This window comes from Nonomuraea sp. NPDC059007, assembly GCF_042740555.1.
GTDB lineage: Bacteria > Actinomycetota > Actinomycetes > Streptosporangiales > Streptosporangiaceae > Nonomuraea.
Map to the genome: position 1 here is coordinate 230,693 of NZ_JBHYJD010000012.1, position 17,068 is coordinate 247,760.

The following is a 17,068-nucleotide window of genomic DNA, read 5'->3' on the forward strand; positions in this document are numbered from 1 at the left end:
GATCCTAGCGTGCGGATGTGAACGTATGCTTTCGTTCGATCACAGTCGGAGATTCCTTGGAGTGGTGCATGTTTCCCCTTCCGCCGGAGGACCGTTCGCTCAGCCCGCTCACGGGGTGGACCCGTGCCCATTGGGAGGCGGTGGCCGACGGGCTGCTGGGCGCGGTGGAACCGTATCGCTCCGCGGACGGTGCTGTGATCACCTTGCCCGGACGGGAGAGCGCGTCGCGATGCGATGGTCTGGAGGGGTATGCGAGGACGTTCCTGCTCGCCGCCTTCCGGGTGGCCGGTGGAGGGCCGGTCGAGCTGCTCGAACCTTATGGGCGCGGGCTGCTGGCCGGGCCTGACGTCTGGGAGCCTGTCGGGGACCGTACTCAGCCCATGGTCGAGGCGGCGTCGATCGCCATCGGGCTGTGGCTCACCCGCGAACAGCTCTGGGACCGCCTGCCCGGCGACGTCCAGGAACGCGTGGCCGGATACCTCGCCGGTGCGCTCCGGCATGAGCCGGTGGACAACAACTGGTGGCTGTTTCCCGTCATGGCGGGCGGTTTCCTGGCGTGCGCCGGGTTCCACACCGAGGAGGCCGAGGCGGCCGTGCGGCGCGGCCTGGAGCGCATCGAGCCCTGGTACACCGGCGACGGCTGGTACTCCGACGGCGCCAACCGCTCCTTCGACCACTACAACGGCTGGGCGATGCACCTGTATCCGGTCCTGCTCGCGCTGCTGTCCAAAGCCCCCGTCGGGAGGTACGGCGAGCGGCTCAAGGAGTTCCTGACCGGTTATGCGCTGATGTTCGACAGCGAAGGCGGCATGCTCTATCACGGCCGATCGCTCACCTACCGTTTCGCTTCGGCCGCCTCGCTCTTCGCCGGTGCGCTGGCCGAGTCCACCCCGCTGGCACCCGGCCAGACCAGAGGCATCGCCTCGGCGACGCTCCGCCGTTTCCTTGAACACGACGCCCTGTCACCGGAGGGCATCCTCACGCTTGGCTGGCACGGGCCGCACGAGCCTTCGCTGCAGCGGTATTCGGGGTTCGCCTCGCCGTATTGGGCGGCGAAGGCGTTCACCGGCCTCCTCCTGCCCGCCGACCACCCCGTCTGGACGGCCACCGAGGAGCCGGGGCCGCAAGGAGTCCGGGCGTTGGCCGGTCCCGGCCTCATCGTCCAGAACACCGGCGGCCTGGCCCGAGTCGTCAACCACGGCAGCCAGCACCACCCCGGCGACCCGCTCTACGACCGCTACGCCTACTCCACCCGCACCGGCCCCACCACCGCCACCGACATCCCGGACAACCACGCGGGCTCCGGTCCCCGCGGGCGCATCGTCCCCCGGGGTGCCGGTTCGCTGGGCGATGGAGCCTGGGCGGCCTCGTTCAGCGAGGGAAGCGGGGTGGCCAGTGTGAGCGTGGTGCGCGGGGAGGTGGAGGTGCGGCTGCACTATGGCGAGGTGGGCAGGGAGACGGGCTGGGCACTGGCCCACGCCACACCAGAGGGCCGCACGGTGGGGACGGCGGGCGAAACCGCCGCAACAGCCACGGACACAGCGGGCGAAGCGGGTCGCTCCGACGGGAGGGCCGTGGGTGGGGCTGTTGTGTGGGCGGTGGACGGGCTGGGGTCCTGGTTGATTCCGTTGACCGGGGCGGTGACGCCTTCGGTGCTGGAGGCGCCCGAGGGCACGGCGTTCGGCAGGCCGGCCCTGGTCCCGGCGCTCATCGGCGCTGACGCTACCGGCTGGCGGGTGAGCGCCGCCGTCCTGGCCCACGAACTGCCCGACCTCCCCTCGGCCGAGGTGAACGGGCTGGAGGTCACGCTCACCTGGCCGGACGGGATCGTCCACGTGATCACCCCGGAAGGCCCACGGCCCTCTCCGCGGCCATGATCGCGTTGCGGAACAGCATCGCCACCGTCGTCGGTCCCACGCCGCCCACCCGAGGCGTGATCGCCCCCGCCACCGCCTCAACCGACTCGTCCACGTCGGGCAGCAACCGCCGGCCCTCGTACCGAACGCCCCCGCCGACGACGACAGCCCCGGGCTTCACGTGCTCGGGCTGGATGATCCCCGGCACCCCGGCGGCGGCGATGAGGATGTCGGCCCGCTGCGTGTAGCGGGCCCAGTCGGGTACGCCGGTGTGGACCACGGTCACCGCCGCGTTGGCCGTGGGCCGCTTCTGGCTGAGCAGCGTGGCCAGCGGCCGGCCGAGGGTGGCGCCACGGCCGAGGATCACGACCTCCCGCCCCGCCACCGGGATCTCGTAGAAGGCCAGCAGCGCCTCGATCCCGGCGGGCGTGCAGGGCAGCGGCCCGGGCATGCCGAGGGACAGCCGGCCCATGTTGAGGGGGTGCATGCCGTCCACGTCCTTGTCGGGGTCCATGGACTGCAGCGCCGCGTCGTAGTCGAGGTGGCCGGGCACCGGGTACTGCACCAGCAGCCCGTGCACCGCCGGGTCGTCGTTGTAGGCGGCGATGGCGGCGTGGAGGTCGGCCTGGGTGGCGTCGGACGGCAGGTGGGTGTGCGGTGAGTCGAAGCCGAGCTCGGCCGCCTGCCGCTGCTTGATCCTGATATATCCGGCACTGGCGTCGTCGTCACCGACCAGGATCGTGGCCAGCGACGGCGTCACACCCTTGGCAGTCAGTACGGCGGCGCGCGCGGCGACGTCCTCCAGGACACTCTGCGCCACCGGACCGCCGGGAAGCATGCGGGTCATGGCTCTCCTCGCAACGTGGTCGCCCAGGCGGTCGGCTTCCACGACGAGCTCCCCGATGGTCGATTCCATCCTCTGTGCCGCCAGTCGCGCTCCTTCTAGGATGCCAGAAGGCTCAGGACAGGAAGCCGCGCAGGAGTGCCGCGGTGCCCTCCAGATGCTCTGACACGGCACGCCGCGCCGCCTCCGGATCTCCGGACAGGATCGCCGCCACAATGGCCTCGTGCTGGGTGGCCGCGTGATCGATGTTGACCTGGAGCATCGGGATGGCGTTGAGCAGGTCGCTGACCCGCAGCCGGGCGTCGGCGCAGGCGGCGGCCAGCAGCGGGGAGCCGGTCAGCTCGGCGATCGCCAGGTGGAAGGCGGTGTCGAGGCGGCGGTACTCCCCGGGCCTGGCGGCGTTGAGGTCGTCCAGGCGGGCGCGCAGGATCCGGCGGCGATCCTCGTCGAGCGAGGTCGTGGCCAGCACCTGCGCCGCGCCGCACTCCACGGCCATGCGGAAGGTGAGGGCGTCGGAGAGGTCGTCGTTGCCCATGTCGGCGACGACCTTGCGCAGGGCTCCGGTGCCGGGTTGCGGCGGGACATAGGTGACGAAGGCGCCGCCGTAACGGCCGCGCCGTACATCGAGAAAACCGGAGTCCTGCAGGGCGCGGATGGCCTCGCGCAGCGTCACCCGGCTGATGCCGAGCTGGACGGCGAGCTCGCGTTCCGGCGGGAGCTTCTCGCCGGGCGCGACGACGCCCAGCTTGATGGCCTGGAGCAACCGCTCCACGGTCTCCTCGAACGCATTGCCAGCGCGCACGGGGCGCAGCACCGTCAACGGGTTCACGCTTCGCTCCCCCCACCGCCACAGGGCCTTGACAATCGATCCCGCCATGGACCTCAATGGTCTAACACTAGCCCAATCAACGGGAAACCGCCGTGGCCAGATCGGAGCATCCTCACGTGAGCACCGGATTGTTGTCCGTTTCCGACCTGCGGGACGAAGTTGCTGCTGGGCGCATAGACACCGTATTGCTCGCCGTCGCCGACATGCAGGGCAGATTGCAGGGAAAGCGGCTGTCGGCGCGGTTCTTCCTGGAGGAGGTGCTGCGGCACGGCTCCGAGGGCTGCAACTACCTGCTCGCGGTGGACGTGGACATGAACACCGTCGAGGGCTACGCGATGTCGTCGTGGGAACGCGGGTATGGCGACTTCGTCATGAAACCGGATCTCTCGACACTCAGACGGATCCCCTGGCAGGAGGGCACCGCTCTGCTCATGGCCGATCTGACCTGGGAGGACGACACCGATGTGACCGCCTCCCCCCGGCAGATCCTGCGCAGGCAGCTCGCCCGCCTGGACGAGCGCGGCCTGCGCGCGTTCGTCGGCACCGAGCTGGAGTTCTGCGTCTATGAGGACTCCTATGAGCAGGCGTGGAAGCGCGGATATCGCGACATGTCCCCCGCGAACCTCTATAACGTCGACTACTCCCTGCTCGGCACCGCCCGCATCGAGCCGCTCCTGCGCCGGATCCGGCGCGAGATGGAGGGCGCGGGGCTGTATGTGGAGTCGGCCAAGGGCGAGTGCAACCTCGGCCAGCACGAGATCGCGTTCCGCTTCGACGAGGCGCTGAAGACCTGCGACAACCACTCGATCTACAAGACCGGCTCCAAGGAGATCGCCGCCCAGGAGGGCCGCTCGATCACCTTCATGGCCAAGCCGAACCAGCGCGAGGGCAACTCCTGCCACATCCACATCAGCCTGCGTGGCAGCGCCGACGAGCCGGTGATGGCCGGAGACGGACCCCATGGCATGTCCGAGCTGGGCGCCCGCTTCATCGCCGGCCAGCTCGCCTTCATGCGCGAGCTCACGCTCTTCTACGCGCCGAACATCAACTCCTACAAGCGGTACGTGCCCGGCAGCTTCGCCCCGACCGCCGTCAAATGGGGCGTGGACAACCGCACCTGCTCGTTGCGCCTGGTCGGCCACGGCCACTCGCTGCGCGTGGAGAACCGGGTGCCCGGCGGCGACGTCAACCCCTACCTGGCCGTCTCCGCGCTGATCGCGGCCGGTCTGCACGGCATCGACCATGAGCTCGAACTCGAGGACGCCTTCACCGGCAACGCCTACACCTCCGGCGCCGAGACCGTGCCACACACGCTGCGCGACGCGCTCGCCCTGTTCGAGGGCTCGAAGCTGGCCAGGGAGTCCTTCGGCGAGGACGTCGTGGCCCACTACGCCAACAACGCGCGCGTCGAGCTGGCCGCCTTCGACGCGGCGGTCACCGACTGGGAAATGTTCCGCGGCTTCGAACGTTTGTAAGGGACCAGCATGAAGATCATCAATCCGGCCTCCGAAGCCGTGGTGGCCGAGGTCGACCTCGCCGACGCGGCCGAGATCGACCGGGCCGTGGAGCGTGCCAAGCGGGCGTACGCGAGCTGGCGCGAGGTGGCGCCGGGCGACCGGGCCAGGCTGCTGCGCCGGTTCGCCGGCCTGGTGGACCGCCATGGCGAGGAACTGGCCCAGCTGGAGGTCGCCAACGCCGGCCACACGATCGGCAACGCCCGCTGGGAGGCCGGCAACGTCCGCGACGTGCTGCACTTCTACGCGGGCGCCCCGGAACGCCACCACGGCCTGCAGATCCCCGTGCCGGGCGGCGTGGACGTCACCTTCCACGAGCCGCTGGGCGTCGTGGGCGTGATCGTGCCGTGGAACTTCCCCATGGTCGTCATGACCTGGGGCGTCGCGCCCGCGCTCGCGGCCGGGAACACCGTGATCGTGAAGCCGGCCGAGTGGACGCCGATGACGGCGCTGCGGCTGGCCGAGCTGGCTCTGGAGGCGGGCCTGCCGGAGGGCGTGCTGCAGGTGCTGCCCGGGGCCGGGGAGGTCGCCGGCGCCCGGCTGGTCGAGCATCCGGACGTCGCCAAAATCGTTTTTACCGGCTCGACCGAGGTGGGCAAGGAGATCGCCGCCAAGGCGGCGGGCCAGGTGAAGCGGCTGACGCTGGAGCTGGGTGGCAAGTCCGCAAATATCGTCTTCCAGGACTCCGATCTCGAAAAAGCGGCGAAAACCGCGCCGTATGCCGTCTTCGATAACTCCGGGCAGGACTGCTGCGCCCGATCGCGCATCCTGGTCGAGCACACCGTGTATGAGGAGTTCCTGGAGAGGCTGGGCGCCGCCGTACTGGATGTGAAGGTCGGCGACCCCCTCGACGAGAGCACCGAGATGGGCCCGCTGATCAGCGCAGAGCATCTGGAGCGGGTACGCGGGTTCGTCGCCGAGCCGCACTTGCAGGGCGCCTGTCCGGACGGGCCCGGCTACTGGTTCCCGCCCACCGTGCTCACCTCGCGGGTCACCGACCGCGCGTTCACCGAGGAGATCTTCGGGCCCGTGGTGTCGGTGGTGGCCTTCCGGGACGAGGCGGACGCCGTACGTATCGCCAATGACACCCCCTACGGCCTGAGCGGGTCCATCTGGACCCGCGACGTCGGCCGCGCGCTGCGGGTGGCGCGCGCGGTCGAGGCGGGCAACCTGTCGGTCAACTCGCACTCGTCGGTGCGCTACTGGACCCCGTTCGGCGGCTTCAAGCAGTCGGGCCTGGGCCGCGAACTCGGCCCCGACGCCCTCAGCGCCTTCACCGAGACCAAAAACGTTTTCATCTCCTGGGAGTCATGAACATGCAGCGTTTGCAGGACCGCGTCGCCGTCATCACCGGTGCGGGCAGCGGGATCGGGCTGGCCACGGCGCGCAGGTTCGCCGAGGAGGGCGCCCGGGTGGTCTGCGTCGACATCGACGAGGAGGCCGGCAAGAAGGCCGCGGAGGAGGTCGGCGGGATCTTCGTCAAGGCCGACGTGACCAGCGACGAGGACGTCGCCCGCATGTACCGGACCGCCTTCGACACCTACGGCAGCGTGGACATCGCCTTCAACAACGCCGGCATCTCCCCGCCGGACGACGACTCCATCCTGGAGACCGGCATCGACGCCTGGCGGCGCGTGCAGGAGGTCAACCTCACCAGCGTGTACCTCTGTTGCAAGCACGTCATCCCCTACATGCGGCGGCAGGGCAAGGGCTCCATCGTCAACACCGCCTCGTTCGTGGCCGTGATGGGCTCGGCGACCTCGCAGATCTCGTATACCGCCTCCAAGGGCGGCGTGCTGGCGATGTCGCGCGAACTCGGGGTGCAGTTCGCCCGCGAGGGCATCCGCGTCAACGCCCTGTGCCCCGGGCCGGTCAACACCCCACTGCTGCAGGAACTGTTCGCGAAGGACCCCGAGCGCGCCCAGCGCCGCCTGGTCCACATCCCGGTCGGCCGCTTCGCCGAGGCCACCGAGATCGCCGCCGCGGTCGCTTTCCTGGCCAGCGACGACGCCAGCTTCATCACGGGCTCGGAGTTCCTCGTCGACGGCGGCATCTCCGGCGCGTATGTTACCCCGTTCTGATCTCTTTCGTTGATGTCTCGATCCGTTACGGACCTCTCGATCGCTTAAGGACTTTTGATCTCTCAAGGGCTTTTGATCTCTTAGGGGCCTTTGATCCGTTACGGCAAGCCACCGCCCCCGCCGCCCGCCGCACGGGGCGGGCGGCACTCCAGGGCCACGGCAGGCGGCCGCGCGGGGCGGGCCGCCGCGACGACCCACGCCGACCCACTCCCACGGCCAGCCGGCCACACGCGCGACACGCCGCGCCCCGACCCCGTGGCCCGCTGACCACACACGACCCGCCCGGCCCGGGGGTGTCGCACCACACGCGCTACACAAATCACCCGCCCCGGGGTCGGCGGGCCACACACGACACACCTCGCCCACCGACCACCGGGGGCGAGGGGCCACACGCGCGACCGGCCTCGCTCGCCTCGGGGGCGAGAGGCCACGCGTGTGACCTGCCTAGCCCGCCGTGGGGTTGGCAGGCCACACGCGTGACACACACCTCGCCCCGCTCCCGGAGCGAGATGCCGCTCGCGCGGTGTGTTGACCGGCTTCCCGGGTGGGCAGGCGGATGGATGAGGATGGAGGTATGAGCATGCGGCCCGTCATCGGGATCACCTGTTACGTGGAGCCCGCGCGGTTCACCGTGTGGGAGATGGACACGGCGCTGCTGCCGTACATGTACGTGGAGCAGGTGGCGGCGGCCGGTGGTCAGCCTGTCATCCTGCCCCCGGCCGGCGACCCCGCCGAGCTCGTCACCCGCCTGGACGGCCTCATCGTGGCCGGAGGCGGCGACATCGACCCCGCCCGATACGACGAGCCCGCCCACGACCGCGTCGGCTACATCCGGAAATTTCGTGATGAAGCGGAGTTCGCCCTGATGTCCACAGCCCTGGAGGCCGGGCTGCCCTTCCTCGGCATATGCCGGGGGCTCCAGGTTCTCAACGTCAGCCTCGGCGGTTCCCTCCACCAGCACCTGCCCGACGTGACCGGCCACGAGGGCCACTCCCCCGCGCCGGGCACGTTCGGACACCTGCCCGTCCACACCGAACCCGGCACCCGCCTGGCCAAGATCCTCGGCCAGGACCCGCTCAACGTCCCCCACTACCACCACCAGGCCGTCAACCGCCTGGGCACCGGCCTGACCGTGAGCGCCCGCGCGGAGGACAACACCATCGAGGCCATCGAACTGGACGCCCACCCCTTCGCCGTGGCCGTCCAATGGCACCCCGAGGCCGGCACCGACCCCGCCCTCTTCCACGCCCTGACCACCGCCGCCACCCACCCCACCCCCTGACCCCACCACCCAACACGCCAACCCGATCACCGACCCCACACCCACACCCACACCCACACCCAGCCACGAGCCGACCAGCACCCATGTCGGCAACCCGGTCTCGGGCGGGGCCGGGTAGCACTGTGAGGGGCGGCGCCGGAGGGATGTCTGCGATGGCGAGCCGTGTTGCCAGAGACAGGGGCGTGAGGGTGAGCGGTGCAGCCGTAGACCCGACCGGAACGGTGAGCGGCGCTGCCGGAGACCCGCCCCTCGGCACCACCCCTTGCGGGCGCCACCGGTCCAGGGAATCCCGGGGTCGCGATCCCGTCTCGGGCCGCCCCGGCCGTACCCCCTCGGCGTCTTCACCCGCCCCTGTCCGGTCCGCAGAGCGTGGCTGTCAAGTCGGCCGTCACGATCCACCGCAAAAGCCGCGATCGACCCCATCCCGATAGACCACGAGGTAGAACACCCCACGGCACGGTCATGTCGGGCCCATGAACGCCAGGTCAGCAGCGAATTCCGAATTGGGTCTTACTGGAAAGCTTCTTTACTTTTACTCTCAGAGTGTGGAGCTCGAGGTCCGGCATCTCAGAGTCGTATGTGCGATCGCGGACACCGGGAGCATCTCCAAGGCGGCGACGTCGCTCGGGATGTCCCAGCCCGCGCTCGCAGCGCAGCTGCGCCGCATCGAGCGGCAGTTCGGCGGCCCGCTGTTCGAGCGGGGCCGCGAAGGGACGACGCCCACTCCCTTAGGCCGCTGGCTGCTGTTGAGGTCGCGTTCCGTCTTACCCGCCTTCGACGACCTAGCGCGTGACGCCCGGCGCCACGCGCGGGACGAGCGCGACACCATCCGCGTCGGCTGCGCCCTCACCCGGCTGGCCATCTACGCGGCCAAGGCGTTACGCCGCCTGTTACCAGAGGCCGAGATCAGCCTTCGTACCGAAGAGACGACCGAGGTGTTGCCCGGACTGCTGGAGTCGGAACGCATCGAGCTGGCCACCCTGGACGACTATCCCGGTCACGAACTGCAACCGCCCCAGGGCGCCGTCTACGCCGAGATCGCGATCGAGCCGGTCTTCGTGGGGTTGACGGCCAGTCACCCTCTGGCGGCACACGACGAGATCGATCTGGCGGATCTCGCCAAGGAGCAGTGGGCGCAGCACGCGCTGCTGGAGTCGGGGCCGCGCGAGCATTTCTGGACCGCGTGCGCCGATCACGGGTTCTCGCCGATGGTCGGGTTCAAGGTGGACCTGAGCGTCGCGCTGGACCTGATCGCGGAGGGCCGCTGCGTCGGATTGTTCCAGGCCACGAGCCCGGCGCGGGACGGCATCGTGATCCGGCCGCTGGTCGGGTCGCCGATGAAGATGCGTCACCTGATCGGCTGGACCGAGCACGGAGCGCTGGCTCCGCACGCCAAGGACCTCGTCCAGGCGGTCACCAAGACCTATTGGTCGGAGGCCATGCGCAACCCCACATACAACGCGTGGCTGCGGCGACATGGCGCCCATAGTGTGACGTTATGACAAATTGTGGGGTTACGGTCCGTGAGCCCCCGATGTCAGCTTGGGGTTGACTCCAGCCAGATTCACACCCCCCAAGGAGCCACGAGAGTGAACCCCAAGCTCAAACTGTCGGCCGCCGCGTTAGTCGCGCTGGCGCTGGCCCTGGTACCCCAGGCGGCGCAGGCCGGACAAGATCCCCCAACTCCAAGTGAGGCCAAGAGCGCCGTCACCTCGGCGCAGGGCGCGCTTGCTGCTTACGCCCCCTCCCTGCGTACCGCGCAGGACGACGCATACCACCTCCAGGCCAACACCCCCGGCGCGAACGGTCTGCAGTTCCTGACCTACTCGCGCACCCACAAGGGCCTGCCCGTCTACGGCGGCGAGGTCGTCGTCACCACGGACGCCTCCGGCCAGTCGGTCAGCGACATCACCACCGGCCAGCAAGCCGTCATCAACGTCGGCACCAAGGCCAAGGTGAGCGCGGCCACCGCCGCCGCCACGTCGCAGGCACGGATCAAGAAGGTGGACAGCGTCAGCGCGCCGTCGCTGGTCGTCCACGCCGCGAGCAAGACCCCGCGGCTGGCGTACGCGACCACCGTCACCGGCCCGTCCAACAACCGGACCGTCTACGTCGACGCGCTGACCGGCGCGGTCATCGACGAGGTCGAGCTGTTCAAGGCCGCCGAGGGCCGGTCCCACTACGTCGGGACCGTCACCATCGACACCCAGGCCACCTCGATGGTCGACCCCAACCGCCGCGGCATCCAGTGCGGCGGCCAGAACGGCTCCGCCTTCACCGGCTCCAGCCCCTGGGGCAACGGCGGCGCCACCGACCTGCCGACCGCCTGCGTCGACGTCCTCTACGGAGTCCAGAAGGAATGGGACATGCTCCGGGAGTGGGTCGGCCGCAACGGCATCAACGGCTCCGGCGGCGGCTTCCCGGCCCGGGTCGGCCTGGCCCAGGCCAACGCCTTCTGGAACGGCTCGTACACCAACTACGGCCACAACGGCGCCAGCGGCGCCGCGCGCAAGAACCTGGTCTCGATGGACGTCGTCGGCCACGAGTACGGCCACGCCATCTTCCAGACCACGCCCGGCGGCGCGGGCTCCGGCAACGAGGCCGGCGGCCTGAACGAGTCCACCGGTGACATCTTCGGCGCCGTGACCGAGCACTACGCCAACAACCCGAACGACCCGCCGGACTACCTGGTCGGCGAGGAGCCCGCGCTCGGCGGCGGCCCGATCCGCAACATGTACAACCCGTCGGCTCTCGGCCACCCGAACTGCTACACCCCGGGGTCCTTCCCCGAGGTGCACGCCGGAGCCGGCCCGCAGAACCACTGGTTCTACCTGATGTCCGAGGGCACCAACCCGCAGGGCAAGCCCGCCAGCACCCGCTGCGACAACGGCCCGGCGATCGTCGGCATCGGCATCCGCAAGGCCGCCCAGGTCTTCATGACCACGCTGAACAAGAAGACGTCCCCGTGGACGCACACCAAGGTCCGGGTGGCCGCGCTGCAGGCCGCCAAGGAGCTGTGGCCCGGTAGCTGCGCCGAGTTCAACGTGGTGAAGGCCGCCTTCGACGGCATCCGCCTGGGCGCCCAGTCCGGCGAGCCGACGTGCACCGCCCCGACCGACGACTTCTCGCTCTCCCTCGACCCGGCCGCCGGCCAGGCCGACCCGGGCGACAGCGTGACCACCACGGTCAGGACCACGGTGACCAGCGGCAACGCCCAGCAGATCACGCTGCGCGCCGGCACGCTGCCCAGTGGTGTGACGGCCCAGTTCAACCCGGCCACGATCACCGCCGGCCAGACCTCGACGCTGACCCTGTCGACCTCGGCGGGCAGCCCCGTGGGCGGCCACGCCGTACAGGTGACCGCTGACGGCACCGCCGTCGACAAGAACGCCACCTACAACCTCACGATCGGGCAGGTCCAGGACGACTTCTCGTTCGCGGTCAGCCCGGCGTCCGGCTCGACTCAGCCGGGCGGTTCCGCTCAGACCACCATCAACACGACGGTGACCAGCGGCTCCGCTCAGCAGGTCGCGCTGTCGGCCAGCGGCCAGCCCTCGGGCGTGACGGTGACCTTCAGCCCGGCCACCGTCACCGCCGGCCAGAGCTCTCAGGTGACCGTCGCCACGACCTCCAGTGTCGCGGCGGGGTCCTACCCGATCACGCTCACCGGCGCCGGCACCAGTGGCAGCAAGACGGCCACCTACACGCTGACCGTGGGTAGCACCGGCACCGAATGGGCGCCGTACACCTCCTACACGGTCGGCCAGGTCGTCACCTACCAGGGCGCCAGCTACCGCTGCCGGCAGAGCCACACCAGCCTGCCCGGCTGGGAGCCGCCGAACGTGCTCGCACTCTGGCAGCCGCTGTGAAGAAACTCCTAGTGTCAGGGCTGGTCACCATCGTGGTGGCCGCCCTGGCCCCCCTCGCCGGCGCCACGAGCGCTCAGGCTGTCGCGCCGCCCAACATCCCGGTCGCGAACGTGACAGCCCACCTCAGCCAGCTCCAGTCGATCGCCACGGCCAACGGCGGTAACCGGGCCTCAGGACGGCCCGGGTACAACGCCTCGGTCAACTACATCAAGGGCAAGCTGGACGCGGCCGGATACACCACCCGGATCCAGACCTTCAGCGGCGGCAGCAATCTCATCGCCGACTGGCCGGGTGGCCCGACCAACCAGACCATCATGCTCGGCGCCCACCTGGACAGCGTCGCCGCCGGTCCGGGGATCAACGACAACGGCTCGGGCTCCTCGGCCCTGCTGGAGATCGCCCTGACCCTGGCCAGCCAGCGGCCGACGGTGACCAAGCACGTCCGGTTCGGCTGGTGGGGTGCCGAGGAGCAGGGATTGATCGGCTCCCGGTACTACGTGCAGAACGGGGGTGCGGCGGGCGTCGAGGCGTACCTCAACTTCGACATGACCGGCTCGCCCAACCCCGGCTACTTCGTCTATGACGACGACGTGGCCCTGCAGCGGCTGTTCAACGACTACTACACCTCGATCGGCGTGCAGACGGAGCCGGAGCGCATCGGCGACGGACGCAGCGACCACGCCTCGTTCAAGAACGCCGGCGTACGCGTCGGCGGCGTCTTCACCGGGGCGAGCGAGCGCAAGACGGCCGCCCAGGCCGCCAAGTGGGGCGGTCAGGCCAACCAGTCGTTCGACCGCTGCTACCACTCGGCCTGCGACACCTACCCGTCCAACATCAACACGACCGCGCTCGACCGCAACGCCGACGCGGCCGCGCACGCGCTGTGGACCCTGGCCGTCGGCCAGGCGCAGCCGAACGATTACTCCATCGCGGTGAGCCCGGCCTCGGCAACCCTCCAGCCCGGCCAGTCGGCGACGACGACGCTCACCACGACGGTCACCTCCGGCCAGGCGCAGCAGGTCAGCCTCTCCGCCGGCAGTGTCCCGGCCGGGGTGACCGTCTCCTTCAGCCCGCAGACGATCACGGCGGGCCAGTCCTCGACGGTCACGGTCGCGGCGTCAGCGGCGGCGGCGAACGGTAGCTACCAGATCGCCCTCAACGGTGACGGCGCCGACAGCGACCGTTCGACCGCCTTCAACCTGACGATCGGGCAGGTCCAGAACGACTACTCGTTCTCGGTCAGCCCGGCGTCCGCCTCTGTCCAGCCCGGCGGCAGCGCGAACGCCACCGTCAACACCCAGGTCACCTCCGGCCAGGCCCAGCAGATCGCGCTGACGGCCTCCGGAGCTCCCCAGGGCGTGACGGTGAGCTTCAACCCGGCCACCATCTCGGCGGGCCAGACCTCCGCGGTGTCGATCGCGACGACCTCCTCGGTCGCCGCCGGCACCTATCCGATCACGCTCAACGGCGACGGCACCAGCACGGACCGCTCGGCCACGTTCACCCTGACCGTGGGCAGCACCGGCAACGAATGGGCGCCGTACACCTCCTACACGGCCGGCACGACCGTGAGCTACCAGGGCACCAACTACCGGTGCCTGCAGAGCCACACGAGCCTGCCCGGCTGGGAGCCGCCCGGCACACCCGCGCTCTGGCAGCGCCTCTAGAGGAGCATGTACGGCCGGCGTCCCGCCAGGCGCCGGTCGTACAGACGTGGCCGGGAACCGCTGGGGTGTGCCAGGTTCCCGGCCACACCCCGTGGCCGGCCGTTCATCCGGGGGGACGGCCGGCCGCGCTATGCGTTGAGTCACACGCCCCGCAAAGTCCCGAAATATCCGGTTAAACACCCGGCAAGCGACACGCAGGGCCCCCGAACCTCTAGGCAAACACTGATCACCTCACGCACCAAGCTCGGATTTTTCCGGACATATCCCCCATAGGCTCGCCACCGTTGTCCGGATCCGATCCCCCTCAGGAGGGAGCCCGAGCTTTTGTCCAGCGACCTGGTGATCATCGCCGCGCTCGTCGCCGTCTCGATCGTGCTGGCCCGCTTTCTCAGCACGAGATGGAGGCTGCCGCCCCTGCCGTTCCTGGTCCTGCTCGGCATGCTCGTGGGAATCCTGCCCTGGGTGCCGGTCGTGTCGATGGACCCGTACGTCGTGCTGACCGTGCTCATCCCGCCCCTGCTCTACCACCACGCCACCACGCGCAGCGCGCCCCGCGAGTCGCGCGCCGCCTGGCGGCCGATCATGTTCCTCGGCGTCGGGCTCACCCTCGCCACCGCCGGCGCCGTCACCCTCGTGGCGCATCTGCTGCTCCCGGGCCTGCCGTGGGGCGCCGCGCTGACCGTCGGCGCCGCCTTCGCGCCCACCCAGGCACTCGTCCTCGACCGGCTCGGCGCGCCGGAGCGCGTGCTCACCGTGCTGCGCGGCGAGAGCCTGATCAACGAGGGCGTCGCGGTCGTGCTGCTCGCCATCGGGCTTGAGCAGCTCAAACGTCCCGAGACCGTCTCCGTGGCCGCGCTGCAACTGGCCGGGGCGATCGCCGGCGGCGCGCTCGCGGGCCTCGCGCTCGGCTGGGTCGTCGTGCAGTTGCGCCGCCGCCTGGCCGACTCGGGAACGCTGATCGTGCTCTCGCTGGCCACGCCGTTCGTCGCCGAGATCAGCGCGAGCAAGCTCGGACTGTCCGGCCCGCTCGCCGTCACCGCCGCCGGCTTCTACGTCGGGGCGCGCGGCCGCCTCTTCCACACCCCCGCGCGGGCCACCGAGCGGATCACCTGGCAGGTGCTGACGTTCCTGCTCGGCGGCACGCTCGCGGTCCTGCTCGGGCTCCAGCTACGCGATTTGGGCGGCTCACACTCCGGCCTGCCGCTCACGACGGTCCTGCTGGTCACCGCGGCTCTGCTGGGCGCGACTTTGCTGGTACGGCTGGCGTTCGCGCTGGCCGTCGACCGGCACAACGTCCGGGCCCTCACCCTGGGCGGCACCCGCGGGGCCTCGACGCTGGCCATCGCGCTGGCCATCCCCGCGCTGCCCGCCCAGGACGCGTTGATCTTCGCCGCCGCCTCGGTGGTGCTGGTCAGCGGGTTCGCCCTGCTCACGTGCCGCGCCGCCGTACCGGAGAGTGGGGGTGTCGCGGCGCCGGAGGAGGAGGCGCGGGCGCGGCAGGCGGCGGCCGCGGCGGCGATGCGCAGGCTCGACCAGATCTCCCACCGGCTCGACACCGGCACGTTGTGGGCGCAGCGGCAGTTGCTCGCGGTCGAGGCGAACGCCGGCGCCCCGCACGACCTGCGCGACGAGCTCGCCAGGGCGCAGCGCGAGACGCTCGGCCAGATGTACACCGAAGGCCGCATCGGCGCCACAACCCTGCACAAGCTCACGGAAGAGATCGATTGGCGCGATCCACACGCGACAACACCCCCGTGACGGCACTAGGCTGGTTGGAGACACCGGTGAACCCGTGCGGGAGAGCGTTCTGACAATCCGGTCAGAGCCCCTGAAGGAGCAAGCCCTCCCCGCGAACCTCTCAAGGCAAAGGACCGCTCGGGCGAGGTGCCTCTGGAAAGCAGGCCTCCGGGCCTCGCCGAAGGTGAAAGTCCGGCAAAACCCGGGCGAAGCTCTCAGGCATCGATGACAGAGGGGGAGGATGCTGGCATCCGACCCTGCCCTGAGGTGCGAAGACCAATGTCCCGACCGACACCGCTGCGAGACGTTCACGAGAGTCTCGGCGCGACGCTGACCGACTTCGCCGGCTGGCTGATGCCGCTGCGCTACGGCAGCGAGTCCGCCGAGCACAACGCCGTGCGCACCGCCGCCGGACTGTTCGACCTCTCGCACATGGGCGAGATCTTCCTGACCGGGCCCCAGGCGGGCGAGGCACTCGACTACGCGCTCGTCGGCCACCTCTCGGCGCTGGCGCCCGGACGGGCCCGCTACACGATGATCGTCGGGGAGGACGGCGGAGTCCTGGACGACCTGATCGTCTACCGGCTCGCCGACGAACAGTTCATGGTCGTGGCCAACGCCTCCAACTACCTCCTCGTGGCCCGCGAGCTGACCGCGCGCGCCGCCGGGTTCGACGCCGTCGTGGACGACCGGTCCGAGCAGTGGGCGCTCATCGCCGTGCAGGGTCCGCGCGCCCAGGAGATCCTCTCCTCGCTCACCGACGCCGACCTGCCCGGACTCAAGTACTACGCCGGGCTGCCCGGCGTCGTCGCCGGGGCCCAGGCGCTCATCGCCCGCACCGGCTACACCGGCGAGGACGGCTTCGAGCTGTTCATCGCCAACGAGGACGCGGTGCCGTTGTGGCAGGCGCTGGTCAAGGCGGGCGAGCCGTACGGGCTGATTCCGGCGGGACTGTCCTCGCGCGACACGCTGCGCCTCGAAGCCGGCATGCCGCTCTACGGCAACGAGCTGTCCACCGCGCTCACCCCGTTCGACGCGGGCCTGGGCCGAGTGGTGAAATTCGACAAGCCCGGCGACTTCGTCGGCAGGGCGGCGCTGGAGGCGGTCAAGAACGACCCGCCGCGGCGGCGCCTGGTCGGACTGGTGGCGCACGGGCGCCGGGTCCCCCGCCACGGGTACCCGGTGACCAAGGACGGCGCCGTGGTCGGCGAGGTCACCAGCGGGGCCCCTTCCCAGACCCTGGGTAAGCCCATCGCGATGGCCTACGTGGACACTGGTGTCACCGAAGGCGTGGCCGTGGACATCCGGGGCAGCCAGGAGGGCATGGACCTCGTCGCATTGCCCTTCTACAAGCGCAGCGCCCGTTCGTGAATACAAGCGCAGTAACTA

General features: G+C 70.2%; 12 protein-coding genes and 2 riboswitches. Of the genes, 10 read left to right on the forward strand and 2 right to left on the reverse strand.

Translation table 11 applies throughout. From position 1 onward, the window contains the following. Positions 1-68: 68 nt before the first annotated feature. Positions 69-1,877 carry a DUF2264 domain-containing protein gene (locus tag ACFWY5_RS22250; RefSeq protein WP_379633984.1) on the forward strand — a complete coding sequence of 603 codons (1,809 nt, stop codon included), beginning with the start codon at positions 69-71 and terminating at the stop codon, positions 1,875-1,877. On the opposite strand, the gene ACFWY5_RS22255 is transcribed toward ACFWY5_RS22250, so the two are convergent. Both ACFWY5_RS22255 and ACFWY5_RS22260 read right to left on the reverse strand, forming a co-directional pair. Beyond that, entirely contained in the window at positions 1,840-2,703 is an 864-nt protein-coding gene (locus tag ACFWY5_RS22255) for a bifunctional 5,10-methylenetetrahydrofolate dehydrogenase/5,10-methenyltetrahydrofolate cyclohydrolase (RefSeq protein ID WP_379609229.1), read from the reverse strand. The two genes, ACFWY5_RS22250 and ACFWY5_RS22255, sit on opposite strands and share 38 nt — an antisense overlap. Before the next feature lie 14 nt (positions 2,704-2,717). After that, positions 2,718-2,801, reverse strand: a riboswitch (ZMP/ZTP riboswitch). A 14-nt stretch (positions 2,802-2,815) separates the two neighbouring features. Then, positions 2,816-3,520 carry a FadR/GntR family transcriptional regulator gene (locus ACFWY5_RS22260; RefSeq protein ID WP_379609354.1) on the reverse strand — a complete coding sequence of 235 codons (705 nt, stop codon included), beginning with the start codon at positions 3,518-3,520 and terminating at the stop codon, positions 2,816-2,818. 125 nt (positions 3,521-3,645) lie between these two features. On the opposite strand from ACFWY5_RS22260, the gene ACFWY5_RS22265 reads away from it, so the two are divergent. The 9 genes from ACFWY5_RS22265 to gcvT all read left to right on the forward strand — a co-directional run bounded on the left by ACFWY5_RS22265 (position 3,646) and on the right by gcvT (position 17,050). Next, a complete protein-coding gene (locus tag ACFWY5_RS22265) occupies positions 3,646-5,004 on the forward strand; it encodes a glutamine synthetase family protein (protein ID WP_379609228.1) in 1,359 nt (452 codons plus the stop codon). A 9-nt stretch (positions 5,005-5,013) separates the two neighbouring features. Next, positions 5,014-6,357, forward strand: coding sequence for an aldehyde dehydrogenase family protein (locus ACFWY5_RS22270; protein ID WP_379633986.1), 1,344 nt, complete (start codon positions 5,014-5,016; stop codon positions 6,355-6,357). A gap of 2 nt (positions 6,358-6,359) precedes the next feature. After that, positions 6,360-7,124 (forward strand): 3-oxoacyl-ACP reductase, encoded by a 765-nt coding sequence (locus ACFWY5_RS22275; RefSeq protein WP_379609353.1) that lies wholly within the window; start codon positions 6,360-6,362, stop codon positions 7,122-7,124. 574 nt (positions 7,125-7,698) lie between these two features. Beyond that, positions 7,699-8,406 carry a gamma-glutamyl-gamma-aminobutyrate hydrolase family protein gene (locus ACFWY5_RS22280; protein WP_379609226.1) on the forward strand — a complete coding sequence of 236 codons (708 nt, stop codon included), beginning with the start codon at positions 7,699-7,701 and terminating at the stop codon, positions 8,404-8,406. Between the two features lie 545 nt (positions 8,407-8,951). Beyond that, positions 8,952-9,908, forward strand: a complete 957-nt coding sequence (locus tag ACFWY5_RS22285) for a LysR family transcriptional regulator (protein ID WP_379609224.1) — start codon at positions 8,952-8,954, stop codon at positions 9,906-9,908. Between the two features lie 87 nt (positions 9,909-9,995). Next, complete coding sequence (locus ACFWY5_RS22290; RefSeq protein ID WP_379633988.1) at positions 9,996-12,275, forward strand: M4 family metallopeptidase; 2,280 nt, start codon at positions 9,996-9,998, stop codon at positions 12,273-12,275. Continuing rightward, positions 12,272-13,942 (forward strand): M28 family peptidase, encoded by a 1,671-nt coding sequence (locus ACFWY5_RS22295; RefSeq protein ID WP_379633990.1) that lies wholly within the window; start codon positions 12,272-12,274, stop codon positions 13,940-13,942. Before ACFWY5_RS22290 ends, ACFWY5_RS22295 begins: the two co-directional genes overlap by 4 nt. Before the next feature lie 324 nt (positions 13,943-14,266). Then, positions 14,267-15,700: a cation:proton antiporter gene (locus ACFWY5_RS22300; RefSeq protein ID WP_379633992.1), complete on the forward strand. Its 1,434-nt coding sequence runs from the start codon at positions 14,267-14,269 to the stop codon at positions 15,698-15,700. 27 nt (positions 15,701-15,727) lie between these two features. Further along, positions 15,728-15,826: riboswitch (glycine riboswitch) on the forward strand. 132 nt (positions 15,827-15,958) lie between these two features. After that, positions 15,959-17,050 carry a glycine cleavage system aminomethyltransferase GcvT gene (gene gcvT / locus ACFWY5_RS22305; RefSeq protein ID WP_379609219.1) on the forward strand — a complete coding sequence of 364 codons (1,092 nt, stop codon included), beginning with the start codon at positions 15,959-15,961 and terminating at the stop codon, positions 17,048-17,050. Positions 17,051-17,068 lie beyond the last annotated feature (18 nt).